Below are 13714 nucleotides of genomic sequence, written 5' to 3' on the forward strand. Positions count from 1 at the left end.
TGAGGGAAGTGATATATAAATATATTGTATAAATATACTGTAATTTGTAGTATTTATAACTACTTACAAGTAGGTAAATTTTAAGGTTTTATTTATAACATTTTTTGTCTTAAAAAGAGTTGAGAATATAGAATGATATTAATTTTTTAAATTCAAAAATATTATAGAATCTCTTAATAAATGGTATCTTGCACTGTTTAATAGAAAAAAACAAAGATGAAAATAATCGTACCAATGGCGGGGATTGGTTCTCGTTTAAGACCTCATACTTTAACAGTACCAAAACCTTTAACAGTAATTGCAGGTAAACCAATAGTACAACGTTTAGTAGAAGATATTGCTTCTGTTATTGATGAAAAAATTGAAGAAATTGCTTTTGTAATAGGGCCTAGAACAAAAGGATTTCCTTCTAATACAGAAGAAAAATTATTAAAAATAGCTAAAGAGTTAGGGGCAAAAGGCTCTGTGTATGTACAAGAAGAAGCTTTAGGTACTGCACATGCAATTTACTGTGCAAAGCAATCTTTAAGTGGACCATGTGTTGTGGCTTATGCAGATACATTGTTTAAGGCAGATTTTACTTTAGATGTAAATGCAGACGGTGCAATTTGGGTAAGTAAAGTAGCAAACCCGAGTGCTTTTGGTGTAGTTAAATTAAATGATGGTGTTATTACAGATTTTATAGAAAAACCAAAAGAGTTTGTTTCTAATTTAGCAATTATTGGAATTTACTATTTTAAAGATGGTGATAAGTTACTAGAAGAAATTCAATATTTAATAGATAACGATTTAAAAGAGAATAACGAATATCAACTTACAAATGTCTTAGAATCTTTAAAAGAACAAGGCGCTAAATTTGTTCCTGGTACTGTAAATGCGTGGATGGATTGTGGTAAAAAAGACCCAACCGTAGATACAAATAAAGAAACTTTAGGTTTTGAACACAAAGCAGGTAATAATTTAGTTTCGGATGATGTAGTTTTAGAAAATTCAGAAATTATTCAGCCTTGTTTTGTGGGTAAAAATGTAGTTCTTAAAAACACTAAAATTGGCCCATACGTTTCTATTGGGGCAAATAGCTTGGTTAATGATTCTACTATTATAAATTCTCTTATACAAGAGAATGTAGAAATATCTAATGCAAATTTAGATAATGCAATGATTGGTAATTATGCAAAATATAATGGTAAATTTACATCTATAAGTATTGGTGATTATACCGAGTTGATATAAATGTTAAGGAATAGAATTAAAATAAAAAAATTAAAAGAGAAGAGGAATATTTATACCTATAAATCAATTCTCTTTTCTTTATTTTTTATTCTTTTTTCTATAAATATTGTGTCACAAGATAGTATACCAATTGCTAAAGACTTAACAGAAGAAAAGGATTTAGAATTTCAGAAGTTTTTCTTTAAAGCTTTATCAGAAAAATCAATAGGAAACTATAAAAAGGCTATTGAAAATTTAGAAAACTGTAATCAAATTACAGCCAATAATGTTGCTGTATTTTTTGAGTTTTCTAAAAATTATTTTTTACTTAATAATACTTTATTAGCAAAAGAGTATATAAACAGGGCTTTAATTAAAGATCCAAATAACATTTGGATGCTAAAACATTTGGTTAAAATAAAAATAAAAGAAAAAGATTTTTCTGCAAGTATTTTAACTCAAGAAAAAGTAGTTGCTTTAAATTCTAATGAGAGAGATTTATTGGTAAAGTTATATTTACAAAATAATGAAGTTGCAAAAGCATTGGCTTTATTAAATACGATGGAAAAAGAGAAAGTGCTTTCTCCTAGTTTAAAAAAGTTAAAATTAAATCTAGAAAAACCGAATAAAAAGGTGATTTCAGAGAGCAAATCAAATCAGAACCTTTCTTTAAAAGAGCAGTTTAAAGCAAATAAATCTTACGATATTTTAAAGAAAATTATAGAAACGTCTAAAGATAATTCTGAAATTCTTGAGTATAGTAGTAAAGGAGTCGCTCTTTTTCCCGCTCAACCTTTTGTGTATTTAATGAAAGGAAAAGCTTTAAATTATAAGAAAGAATATAATGTTGCGTTAACTACTTTACAGAATGGTATTGATTTTGTTATAGAAGATGATGTAGAAGTAGAGTTTTATAAAGAAATGATAAAATCTTATAAAGGTTTAGGTAACGCAAGAGAAGAAGAAAAGTTAGCCGAAAAAATAAAAAAAATTAAAAGTTAAAGATGAAAAGTCTAAAGTATTTTGCGCTGTTTTTAATCATATTTACTTCTTGTAAATCAAACAAGAATTTAATGGATACAGATAATATAGCCAAAGAAATGTCGGCAAAAAAAGTAATAAGAAAACACATATCTTCAGATTTTGATAAAGAATCTGTAGACGCAAAATTGAAAGCAAATTTTAATGACGGAAAAATAAAGCAAAATATTTCTGTAAATTTAAAAATGATAAAAGACGAGGTAATTTGGTTAAAGGGTACCAAGTTTATAAATGTATTTAAAGCTAAAATAACACCAACTTCGGTAAAATTTTATTCACCAATTGCAAAGGTTTATTTTGATGGTAATTTTGAACTTTTAAAAGATTTGTTAGGTGTAGATATTAATTTTAATCAACTACAAAATTTATTTTTAGGTCAGTCTTTAATCAATTTAAAAGAAGATAAACAAAACATAGATATAGAAAATAATTCGTATGTTTTGTCTCCAGAAAATCAACAACAATTATTTGATATTTTCTTTTTTATAAACCCTTCTCATTTTAAGTTAGATAAACAATCTGTAGTAAATTCTTTAAAAGAACAACGATTAGATATTTTATATTCTTCGTATAATTTTATAGATAATGTATATTTTCCTTCAGAGATTAAAATAATTGCCAAAGAACCAAAAAAGGTTACAAATATAGATTTTGTTTTAAAATCTGTAGAATTTAATACAGATGTTGATGTTTCTTTTTCTATACCAAAAGGGTATAAACAAATTAAATTGTAGTGATAAATAAAAAGTTATACATATCAATTTTAATAATTTTATTTAGTTTTTTTTCTGTTAAAAGCCAAACAAGAAAACAGCTAGAAGCACAGCGTATAAAATTAAATAAAGAAATTAAACAAGTAAATTCTTTGTTGTTTAAAGAGCAAAAAAAAGAAAAAAATGCTCTTGAAGAATTAAAAGATTTAAATAAAAAAATTGAGGTAAGAGAACGTTTAATTGCTACTATAAATTTAGAAGCTAATGCACTTTCTAAAGAGATTAGAGTAAATGAAAATGAATTAGAAAAATTAAAAAAAGAACTTAAAAAGTTAAAAGAAGATTATGCAAGTATGATTTTAAAGTCATACAAAAGTAAATCTCAACAAAGTAGAATAATGTTTTTACTTTCTTCTCAAGATTTTTATCAAGCTTACAAAAGATTAGAGTATATGAAACAGTATACTTCTTATAGAAAAAAACAAGGAGAAGGTATTGCTAAGCAAGCAAAAGTTGTTGAGAAATTAAATGACTCTTTACTCTATCAAAAACAAGTAAAAGATACTTTAATACTTTTTCAGAAAAATCAAAAACAAGAAATTGAAGATGATAAAAAAAATCAAGAAAGGTTAATTTCTTTAATAAAAAAGAAAGGAAGTAAGTATAAGCGAGATTTGCAGAAAAAAGTTGCAGAAGAGAAAAAAGTTACTGCAAGTATAGATAAATTAATAAGAGATGAAATTGCAAAGGCTAATAAGGTTACAAAAACAAAGTTAAAAACCACGCCAAAAACGGTTAAGAAAAACGAGTTTGTTTTAACACCAGAAGCAAAAGCCTTAGCTGCAAGTTTTGAACAGAATAAGGGAAAATTACCTTGGCCAGTAAGAGAAGGTATTGTTGTAAGAAGATTTGGTACACAGCCTCATCCTTCTTTTCCTGGAATTACAATAAATGGTACAGGTTTACATATTGTAACCGCATCTGGTAGCACAGCTAATGCAATTTTTAAAGGAACTGTTTTAAATGTATTGGTAAGTAAAGAAGGTAGAAAAAACGTTTTAATACAACATGGTAACTATATTTCTTCTTATAATAATTTAGAATCTGTTTATGTGAAAAAAGGAGATAGAGTAGGTACAGGGCAAAAAATTGGTCAGATTTTTACAGATAAAGTTTCTAATAAAACAACTTTAATATTTGTGTTATTTAAAAATACAACAAGATTAAACCCTGCTTCTTGGATTCTGAGAAGATAAAACCTTATTCAGAATAATATCTAATATTTTTTTGAAGTATAATAGAGTTTGGTAATGTAATTAAATCTTTTTCTGGTGTTTTTAAGGTGATAAAAAAAGCACCAATATCTCTTATTTCTCCGGTAATATTATTGTCTTTTTCTAGAACAGTAATATAATCTCCTATTTTAACAGGGTAATTAATATATAAAATTATACCAGCTGTAATGTTAGAAAGTATAGACCATTGAGCAAAAAAAGCAATCCCTAAAATGGTTAAAAAAGAAGAAACGTATATAAGCAGCTGTTTTTCATCTACACCCCAAAGAAAAGATATAAAAACAATTACTGTTATATAAATAAGTATACTAATTATTTTGTTGGTAACTAAAATTCTAGCTTCTTGAAATCCAAATTTTATTTGAATATTTTTAAGAGAATTGGTAATTAATATTCTTAAAAAAAAAGCAACTATAAAAATAGTTACAGATGTTATTATTTTATAGTTGTCTAATTCCATAGCTAAGGTTTATTTTAAAGAAAAACTTTTTTTAGTGCACCTGCTTCTTTTGGGTCTAATCTTCCTGCTAACACTAAACTCAATTCTTTACGTCTTAAAGCGTCTTCAAAGCGGGTTTTCTCTATTTCTGTTTCTGGTATAAGTTGTGGTACTTGTACAGGTTTTCCTGTTTCATCTACAGCAACAAAAGTATAAATACCTTCGTTAACTTTAGTTCTTTGGCCAGATTGTCTATCTTCTATCCAAACATCAACATATACTTCCATAGAAGATTTAAAAGCTCTAGAAACTTTTGCTTCTAAAGTTACTACACTTGCAACGGGTATTGCTTTACTAAAGGCAACATGGTTTACAGATGCTGTAACAACAAGTCTTCTAGAGTGTCTTCTGGCTGCAATACTACAAGCTCTATCCATTCTAGCAAGTAACTCACCACCAAATAGATTATCTAAATAATTAGTTTCACCTGGTAAAACTAAATCTGTAAGTACTGTTAATGATTCTAGTGGAGTTTTTGCTTCCATAAATAATATAATATTTTTGGCAAATATAAGAATAGCTTATTTAAAGAAAACCTTTAACTGTTAAAGAAACTTATTTAATTTAAAGTTTCATCTAATAACCAAGCGTCTTTAGAGATTGTTTTTTGAATCTTGTAAAGGTTATTAATAGCATCGTTACGGTTAACATAGCTATTAAACACAACTTGTATTAATCCCCATTTATTGGTACCAATTATAGAAGCATTAAAACCTTTTTCTTTTAGTTGATTTACTTTTGTTTCTGCATTTTCTATAGCTTGAAATGCACCAGCAACTATATGGTAAGGTTTATAAACTTCTTTAACAACATTTAAATCTATTGTTGGTAAAGGATTAGAAATTACAAATGTAGCAGCTTGTATTTTCTTTTGTATTGCTATTTCTTTTTTAGCTAAAACTTCTTTCTGTTGATTATTTTGATAACCATTATAACCAGCAAAACCTAAAGTTAACAAAATTGCTGCAGATGCTGCATATTTTATAAAAGCAGGTATTACTTTTTTATCATCATTTGTAGATGATGTAACAGGTGTTAATGGTTTTACTACAACATTCTGTTCTTTTAATCTTGGAATTGCAGTAGATTTAACAGTGCTTAAACCAAACGATTCTGTTAAGTAATTAACGTTAGTATTTGGTTCAAAAATAATTTGTTTGTTTTCATTTAGCATTAAAACACCCAAATTATCTATCTCTATCGCTTTAGATTGTAATTGATTTTGCCATTTAATTACAGACAAAGAAATTGCAGAAGAAGCTTTATCAAAAGATGTGTTTTCTGCAGAAGCAATATAATTAGCTAATAAACCATCATTATGTTTTAAATGACTGTTAAACGTAATTTGTTTTGTAGGCGGATAAAAAGTTTGCATATCTCTATCCATCTTAGCTCCAATTCTTGTAGTTACAAAACCACCAAAATCAGGTATAATTACGCAATCGTATCTGTATAATAAATCGTTTATGTATGTCGCTAAATTCATTGTAGCAAATATAAATATTATGGTGTTTTGTAAAACAATTTCTTAACAATTTTATCAACAATTATTTTATATATTGGTATTCAAAAAGTTATCAATTTGAAAGAAGAAAAATTACTTGCAATCTTAAGAATGCAAAAATGTAGGGCAGTTGGAGATATTTTAGCAAAGAAACTTATTGTAAATGTGGGAGATATAGAGCAGGTTTTTAAAGAAAAACCTACTATTTTATCAAAAATAAATGGTATTGGTGCTCATGTTTTAAAAACGCTTTTTGATACAGAAAACATCAAATTGGCAGAAAGAGAGTTGGCTTACATCAAAAAAAATAACATTTCATATTCTTATTTTTTAGATAAAGATTACCCTTTAAATCTTCAAAATTGTATAGATTCTCCTATCCTACTTTTTAAAGATGGCAATCTTAACTTTAACAACAAAAAAATAATTTCTATTGTAGGTACAAGAAATATGAGTTCTTATGGTAGAGATTTTTGTAATAATATAATAAAAGAGTTAGCAGAATACAACCCTATAATTGTAAGTGGTTTTGCTTACGGAGTAGACATTTGTGCGCACAAAGCTGCGATAGAACATAATTTACAAACGATTGCAGTTTTGGCACATGGTTTTGAACAGATTTATCCGAAGGTTCATAAAAAATATATTAATCAAGTAAATGAAAATGGAGGGTTTTTAACTGAATTTTGGAGTGAAGAACAGCCCTTAAGAGAAAACTTTTTAAAAAGAAATAGAATTGTTGCTGGTATTTCTAATGCTACAATTATTATAGAATCTGCAGCAAAAGGTGGTTCTTTGGTAACTGCAGATATTGCAAACTCTTACAATAAAGATGTTTTTGCTGTTCCGGGTAGAACCGTAGATTTATACAGTAAAGGTTGTAATAATTTAATTAAAAATAATAAAGCACATTTATTAACTAGTGCATCAGACATTGTAAAAATGTTAAATTGGGATTTAAAAGAAAAACCGCAAGTACAAATACAAAAACAGTTATTTGTAGAATTAAATGAAGAAGAACAAAAAATAAACGATTACCTTCATTTAAAAGGTAAGCAAGTTTTAGATGTTATTTCTTTAGAATGTAACATACCTATTTATCAATTACCATCAATATTATTACAAATGGAATTAAAAGGTGTTTTAAAACCTTTAGCAGGAAAGATGTTTGAGCTTGCTTAATAATTCTTATTTTTGAAAATATGATGAAGTCAGATAAAAAATTAATGTCCAAAAAGAAACCATCATTTCCTGTTAATGAAATGTTGAGTGAGTATTTAAAAAAATATAAAAGGAATGTAAAAATTCCTATTTTTTATGATGATTTACTTCGTTTTCAGGGTTCTGTAACTGTTTACGATAAAAATGATGAAGATACACTTTGGATACGTACTTATTATTCTGAGTGGGATAGAATTGAAATAGATAAAAGTTTAAAAAAAATATATATGATGTTACTTTCTGATGGAAGTGACGAAACTTTACCATTTTTAAATGTAGATGCTATAGATTATTGCACTTTTGGTAACTCTAAACCATTTAGAATAAAAGTAAGAAATATATTAAACGACAATTACACCTATTTCTATGTGAAAAAAGCAGATGCTTCTCGTGTTTACGGTTTAGAGTTAGAGCACATATTATCTCCGCATAACATTAACTTTTTAGTCTATAAAGACACGTTAATAGAAGAGCATATTGTCGGTATTCCGGGAGACGATTTCATTAAAAATTTTTTACCAAAATGTACCGAATCAGAAAAATCTCAAATAGCCAAAGAATTTGTAAAATTTAAAGAGCGTTGTTTGGTTCGTTTACTAGGAGATATGCGTTCTTATAATTACGTAGTAACACCAACACACGATTTTTACCATATTATTTATAAGATAAGAGCTATCGATTTTGATCAGCAATCTTTTGAGGGAAATTTAAAAGTTTACAACCTACAATTTATGAAGGAAAACTTTAAAATGGTAGAAATGGTAAGTAAAAAATTACAAAATAGTTCTATTAATCAATACAAAATAGAAGAACGTTCTTTTATGGCAAAACGTATGATTACAACGCCAAGAAGAACAGAATGGTTAATTAAATGCATGAAAAACGATACCATTTCTTATCCAGAAAACGTAGCGCTTTTAAAAAAGCATTTAATAAAATATGTGGGAGACGTTAAATTTAAAGACTGTAATAATATGGGCGAAATATTAGAAACCATTTTGTCTTTTGTAAAACGAAACTATTTAGATATTCGTAATAAAGATTTGTTTTAGAAGCTATTTCCTGCTTTCCACTATATCTTTTTTTCGAAAATAAAAAAAAGGATGTCGTTTCAATCAGGGCTAAGCTTGTTTGCCGTCTAATTTTTTTATAATAAAGTTATTCAATAATTAAAGTAATTGGTAAATTATACTTTGTTTTTACAATTTTACCAGCCTGTTTACCAGGGATAAATTGCGGTAATTTTTTAAATGTTTTAAGAACTTCTTCTTTTATTATAGAGTACGGAGTTCTAATTTTAATGTCAGTTATATATCCATTTTTATCTATTGAGAATTCAGTATAAATTTTGTGTTTACCTTCTTTTAGGTCTAACTTTTCTACAAGTTCACTGTTAAAATTTTCTGCAAAAAACTCTTTAATATTTTCAGAGAAATCTTTTTGAGTATTTTCTTTGGCCTCTTTAAATTTTGGAGGTTCTTCAATAATAAGTCCCATTATAATTTCTTCTTCTTCAATTTCAATAAGTTCAATTTCTCCATCGGTTTGTAGTTCTTCAACAAGACCAGTTGTAATAATAGTTTCTCTAGATTCTTCTTTATTTGTATTACAAATTGTCAAACCTACTGTAGAAGGCGGCGGTGGAACAGTTCTTAGTTTAGGTACAATAATAGAATCTTGTTTAATGTCTTCTTTTAGAGAGTCAATTTCTTTTTCTATTTTATTGATAGTATCAACAATAATAACCTCTTGTATTTTCTGCTTTTTTCCATCAGCATATTGGCAACTAAAAAGTGTTGTTCCCATCACAAAAAATAAAGCTAAAATAAATAACTTTTCAAAAGATAATTCTTGTTTAAAAGTAACTTGAGGAATTTCAATTATAATACTGTCTAATTGTTTTTTATAAAAATGACCACAAACTCTGGTATCTTTATTTTTAGTTAAGTAATCAGTAATTTCTATGGCAGATTTTTTTGTGAAATCAATTACTGTTTTAGAGCAAGAACTGCAAAACCTTCCTTTTTCTTTTTGTGTCATTTTATTCCAATCTTGATGACAAGGTTTAGGAATTGTAATCTTAAATTTTGATTTCATAATATTAGCTTTACGATTCTAAAATCAAAGAAGATGCCAAAGTTAAAATTTTGTTAATGAAAATTTTATATAAATAAAAAGAGGTATAAGAATTAATCTTATACCTCTTTTTTATTAAATGTTTATTAGGCTTACCAAGCACCAATAAAGTGGCTTCCTTCTGCATTTTCTAATTCTGCACCCTTAGTAACTACACCAGTTTCTGTATCTATAACATAAATGTTTCCATTTTGTCCTACAGAAGCAGCAGTGAAATAAATTTCGTTACCATCTACAGCAAATCCTTGGTATTGAAACATTTCCATGTCTACATCATAAGGGATTTCTTCTATTTTTGTAGCTGTCTTAGCGTTTAAATCTACTAAGGCAAAAAAGCTTTCTCCTCTACCAGCAAGACCTTCTTGAGAACCATCATGACGGTAAGCTAATACTCCTTTTCCGTTAGCAGCAGGTCTCCAAGCTAAGATATAAGCACCTGTAACACCTAAAGCATCATCTAAATTAAAGTCATAAGAATCATCATATTGGTTGTCTGCATCAATCTTTAAAATATAAGAACCTTCTGGGTCACTTTGGTTTGCTTGGTAAACACTTCCGTTATATTCAAAAGCATTAATACTACGGTATCCATTAGTGTTTCCGTGACCTACGCTAGATGTAATTACTGTTGCATTTAATAAAGAAGGATAATCTACAACAATTGTTTTAGAACCTAAAATTTCATAATCGCTATCGCTTTCTACCGTTGCAGGGTCTACTTTACTTAAACGTGCACCAATATATAATTTATCTCCTGCAGCATTTAAAGTAGGCATATCTATTCTAGAAATGTAATAACCATTCGCTTCTTCCTCATCACTTAATGGTACTTCATAACTTTGAAAGTTTTTAATTGACGAATTTACCAAGTCTAAAGTAACAATACCTATTGTAGCACTAGTACGTAAATAAGTATCATCTGTAGCGTCATCTGGTGTGTCGTTGTCATCAATTTGATGTTCTGTAGATACATAAACAGCAGAACCAGTTTGGTCTCCGTCAAATAATTTAATCCATCTAGGTGCAGTACCTACGTATTCAGATATACTAACTTCTGTACCAGTTTGTGTAAATGTTTGTCCACCTTCTACAGTATACTTTGTATAGATTCCTCCAGTATCTCCAGCATAACTAATATTAAAGATAGTACTACCATCTTCTGATGCTTGTAATCTTGCTGTTCTATTTGATGGGGCTACAAATCCGTTTTCAAAAGGATTTATAGATATAGTTGGGTCTTTTGCATCTTCACTTGTAACAGCGTAAATTAACGTACCACCATTACCATCTCCAGGTTCGTCTCCCATTTTGGCACCAGCAATAGTTATCCATCTAGAGTCTTCTACAGGTGTTTCTGGATCAATAGTATCATCATTAACATCATCACTACAAGCGTTTAGTAAACCAAATGCTAGTACAAAAGCTAATGCTTTATAGTTTAGAATAGTTTGTTTCATTTTATTAAATATTTAAAGGTTAAGGTTAAAATTTATTGATTGAGTAATTAAGTTTTATGTAAAACGCACGTCCTGGTTTTTGTACAGATAAATTATCATAAGCGGATTCGTCAAAAATATTTTTGACATCAAAACTTAAAACAAATTTTTTCTTAGGAAATGTATAACTACAACCAAAATCTTGTATAAATTGTTGAGGTATTAAAAACTTTTCTTGGCCCACTGTATTAGTACCTTGTGGTACTATATAAGAGAACTCATCTGTAAAATAAGCGTTGTAAAATAAGTTTAATCGACTATTTTTTTGAAGGATATTTTTAATAGAATAACGTAAAGAGGTATTTAAAGTAAATAATGGTGTATTTGGTACATCTACTGTAATACCTGCTGTGTTTTTAGTCTCTAAACTTAATTTAGAAAAGTTGAAATTAAATCCTAAATTATTGTTGTAAGTATAATCTATTTGAGCCTCTAAGCCTTTAGAGGTACTTTTTTTATCAAAATTAGCGTATTGTACCAATTCATCATTTTCCCATCCATCTATATCAAAACCAATTAAATCTTTTATGTTTCTAGAAAAAAGATTGGTAGAAATAACTAAACCATGTTTTTTAAAATTAAATCTACCAAAACGAACCCCTAAATTATAATTGTGGCTTATTTCTGGTTTTATGGTTAGGTTTGCAATTGTGTTATCTCCTAAATCTCCAAAAACTTCTGTTTCACTTGGTAGTCTTACCGCTTTTTCTGTAGAAGCTAAAACCGTTAAATTTGGTAAAATAGCATAAGATGTAGCCAATCCATATCCGTTGTAGTTTTTGTTGCTTTCGTAAATAGCTTCAATTACTTCTGTTTCAGATTCATTCCATTCTGGTGATGTATTTAATACTTTTTGGCGGTAGTGTTTACCAAAAATATTTGCTTTAAGTTTATTATTAAACGCATTAAGTTCATAACTTAAAGAAAAAATATTTTTATATAAATCGCTTGTTTGCTGAAACGTGTTTTCTAATAGAGATACCATTTCATCTGTATCTTCTCTATCTACACCACTATAAATATGATTTAATAATAGTTTATGTTGTTTGTTAAAATTATAAGAAATACCAGATCTTATAGATGCTACTTTTCTATCTATGTTTAATAAAGTAGGACCATTTTCACTTTGAGAACCCCATATGTATTCAAACTCATCACCTTTATAATCTATAGCTCTTTCTCCTGTCCAACTATAAGCAATAGCTGTAGTATCATTTACAACTCGATTTCTTTTTCCGTATAAACCATTTACGTTTATATCTAAGCCTTTAACTAAGAAATCTTTTTTAAGATAAGTTAAATTAGTAAGCAAAGCATCAGATTCTAAAAACCTGCCTTTGTATGGTGTTGTGTTTACAAAAGCACCGTGTTGTACTTCTTTATAATCATCAGAACCTGTAATACCAACTAAAAATTGATCGGCCCATTTTACATCTGTGTATCCAAATTGTAGCATACCACCTGTAGATCTATAAGCATCATTAAACCTTCTGGCAGTAATAAGTGTTTGTACTCCACCTAAACCTTTATCTACAATTGTTTTACCGCTAATTTTGTAATCGTTATCAGAATAATTGTAAAAACCAGAAGCTTTAATTGTAAAACCTGAGTTTTTATAACGATACAATCCGTTAGTACTTGCCTGAAAAGTGTTGAAAGAACCGTAAGAAACAGATGCATTTAAATTTGTTTTTACTCCCTTTTTCATAACAATATTAATAGCGCCACCTAAAGCATCATCTGCTAAATGTCCTGGTACAACACCTTTATAGACTTCTATGTTTTCAATCATAGATGGTGGAATACTGTTTAAACTAAATGAAGATCCATATACAGAAATAGGAATACCATCTATAAAAATACTAATAGATCTACCAGATAAACCATTTAAAGAATATTCTACATTAGAGCCTAATCCTCCGTTTTGTCTTAGCTTTACACCAACTGTAGAGTTTAATAATTCGTTAGTTTGTACGTTTCTTATACTTGCTTCTTTTGTTTTTATAATATTTACAGCAAAACCTTCAGTTTCCTTTTTTGTTTCGGCTGTTTTAGAAGTGATTTTAACTTCATCTAATTGATTTTTAGTTAGTTCTAGAGAAGTGTTTATTTCTTTCTTTTTAGTATTTAATGTAACTGTAATTTCTTTCTTTATAGTATTTAATGAATGAAATTGAATTTTATATGTATTAAAAGGAATAGATTTTATGTAAAATTCTCCATTAAAGTCTGTAATTACTTCTTTGTAAAAGTGGTCTCCTTTTACAATAACAAATACATCCATTGCGGGTTCGTTGTTACTAAGTTTAACTTTTCCAAAAAAATCGCCAGTTTGAGCAAATACAGAAGAGGATAAAAAGAAAAATATAAATATTCTTACAAAAAGCATGAGTTATTATTTTTGACAAATATAACTTTATTTGTAATTAATCTAAATAAGTATAAACGATTTGAAGAATTATTATTTTTAAACTTTTTTAATGAATTAACAATAATTTATAATTAATCTAATTAATAATAATTAAGAAAATAGTTGATATTATTAATTATTCTGTATTGAGCGTTGTTTTGTTTTTGTTTAAAAGGAGGTGAGAAAA

12 protein-coding genes are annotated in these 13714 nt (G+C 27.8%); 6 read left to right on the top strand and 6 right to left on the bottom strand.

Annotation, left to right across the window (positions count from 1 at the left end; translation table 11 throughout):
- Positions 1-216 precede the first annotated feature (216 nt).
- The 4 genes from KI686_RS02985 to KI686_RS03000 all read left to right on the top strand — a co-directional run bounded on the left by KI686_RS02985 (position 217) and on the right by KI686_RS03000 (position 4222).
- Positions 217-1233: a sugar nucleotidyltransferase gene (locus KI686_RS02985; RefSeq protein WP_237587770.1), complete on the top strand. Its 1017-nt coding sequence runs from the start codon at positions 217-219 to the stop codon at positions 1231-1233.
- 108 nt (positions 1234-1341) lie between these two features.
- Positions 1342-2214: a tetratricopeptide repeat protein gene (locus tag KI686_RS02990; protein WP_237587771.1), complete on the top strand. Its 873-nt coding sequence runs from the start codon at positions 1342-1344 to the stop codon at positions 2212-2214.
- Positions 2215-2216: 2 nt separating this feature from the next.
- On the top strand, positions 2217-2987 hold the full coding sequence (lolB1, locus tag KI686_RS02995) for a lipoprotein insertase outer membrane protein LolB1 (RefSeq protein ID WP_497801186.1): 771 nt from the start codon (positions 2217-2219) through the stop codon (positions 2985-2987).
- A complete protein-coding gene (locus tag KI686_RS03000; protein WP_237587773.1) occupies positions 2987-4222 on the top strand; it encodes a murein hydrolase activator EnvC family protein in 1236 nt (411 codons plus the stop codon). Before lolB1 ends, KI686_RS03000 begins: the two co-directional genes overlap by 1 nt.
- Before the next feature lie 4 nt (positions 4223-4226).
- On the opposite strand, the gene KI686_RS03005 is transcribed toward KI686_RS03000, so the two are convergent.
- The 3 genes from KI686_RS03005 to KI686_RS03015 all read right to left on the bottom strand — a co-directional run bounded on the left by KI686_RS03005 (position 4227) and on the right by KI686_RS03015 (position 6246).
- Positions 4227-4721 carry a mechanosensitive ion channel family protein gene (locus tag KI686_RS03005; protein WP_237587774.1) on the bottom strand — a complete coding sequence of 165 codons (495 nt, stop codon included), beginning with the start codon at positions 4719-4721 and terminating at the stop codon, positions 4227-4229.
- Positions 4722-4735: 14 nt separating this feature from the next.
- The gene (locus tag KI686_RS03010; RefSeq protein WP_237587775.1) at positions 4736-5245 is read right to left on the bottom strand and encodes an acyl-CoA thioesterase; all 510 of its coding nucleotides are present in this window, start codon (positions 5243-5245) and stop codon (positions 4736-4738) included.
- A 74-nt stretch (positions 5246-5319) separates the two neighbouring features.
- Complete coding sequence (locus tag KI686_RS03015; RefSeq protein WP_237587776.1) at positions 5320-6246, bottom strand: HU domain-containing protein; 927 nt, start codon at positions 6244-6246, stop codon at positions 5320-5322.
- Positions 6247-6342: 96 nt separating this feature from the next.
- Here KI686_RS03015 and dprA point away from each other — a divergent pair, with 96 nt between their 5' ends.
- Both dprA and KI686_RS03025 read left to right on the top strand, forming a co-directional pair.
- A complete protein-coding gene (gene dprA, locus KI686_RS03020; protein ID WP_237587777.1) occupies positions 6343-7446 on the top strand; it encodes a DNA-processing protein DprA in 1104 nt (367 codons plus the stop codon).
- 23 nt (positions 7447-7469) lie between these two features.
- The gene (locus KI686_RS03025) at positions 7470-8537 is read left to right on the top strand and encodes a hypothetical protein (protein WP_237587848.1); all 1068 of its coding nucleotides are present in this window, start codon (positions 7470-7472) and stop codon (positions 8535-8537) included.
- A 106-nt stretch (positions 8538-8643) separates the two neighbouring features.
- Here the strand turns inward: KI686_RS03025 and KI686_RS03030 are convergent, their stop codons facing one another.
- From KI686_RS03030 to KI686_RS03040, 3 genes are all read right to left on the bottom strand, one after another.
- On the bottom strand, positions 8644-9582 hold the full coding sequence (locus tag KI686_RS03030) for an energy transducer TonB (RefSeq protein WP_237587778.1): 939 nt from the start codon (positions 9580-9582) through the stop codon (positions 8644-8646).
- A 131-nt stretch (positions 9583-9713) separates the two neighbouring features.
- A complete protein-coding gene (locus KI686_RS03035) occupies positions 9714-11078 on the bottom strand; it encodes a DUF4374 domain-containing protein (RefSeq protein ID WP_237587779.1) in 1365 nt (454 codons plus the stop codon).
- Positions 11079-11103: 25 nt separating this feature from the next.
- Entirely contained in the window at positions 11104-13506 is a 2403-nt protein-coding gene (locus tag KI686_RS03040; RefSeq protein WP_237587780.1) for a TonB-dependent receptor, read from the bottom strand.
- Positions 13507-13714 lie beyond the last annotated feature (208 nt).

This window comes from Polaribacter sargassicola, from assembly GCF_021991835.1.
Taxonomy (GTDB): Bacteria; Bacteroidota; Bacteroidia; order Flavobacteriales; family Flavobacteriaceae; genus Polaribacter; species Polaribacter sargassicola.

What these genes read in the sequence shown, in the direction of transcription:
- KI686_RS02985 (WP_237587770.1), top strand. Translation starts at nt 217, where the DNA reads ATGAAAATAATCGTACCAATGGCGGGGATTGGTTCTCGTTTAAGACCT.
- lolB1 (WP_497801186.1), top strand. Translation starts at nt 2,217, where the DNA reads ATGAAAAGTCTAAAGTATTTTGCGCTGTTTTTAATCATATTTACTTCT.
- KI686_RS03005 (WP_237587774.1), bottom strand. Translation starts at nt 4,721, where the DNA reads ATGGAATTAGACAACTATAAAATAATAACATCTGTAACTATTTTTATA.
- KI686_RS03010 (WP_237587775.1), bottom strand. Translation starts at nt 5,245, where the DNA reads ATGGAAGCAAAAACTCCACTAGAATCATTAACAGTACTTACAGATTTA.
- KI686_RS03015 (WP_237587776.1), bottom strand. Translation starts at nt 6,246, where the DNA reads ATGAATTTAGCGACATACATAAACGATTTATTATACAGATACGATTGC.
- KI686_RS03025 (WP_237587848.1), top strand. Translation starts at nt 7,470, where the DNA reads ATGAAGTCAGATAAAAAATTAATGTCCAAAAAGAAACCATCATTTCCT.
- KI686_RS03030 (WP_237587778.1), bottom strand. Translation starts at nt 9,582, where the DNA reads ATGAAATCAAAATTTAAGATTACAATTCCTAAACCTTGTCATCAAGAT.
- KI686_RS03035 (WP_237587779.1), bottom strand. Translation starts at nt 11,078, where the DNA reads ATGAAACAAACTATTCTAAACTATAAAGCATTAGCTTTTGTACTAGCA.
- KI686_RS03040 (WP_237587780.1), bottom strand. Translation starts at nt 13,506, where the DNA reads ATGCTTTTTGTAAGAATATTTATATTTTTCTTTTTATCCTCTTCTGTA.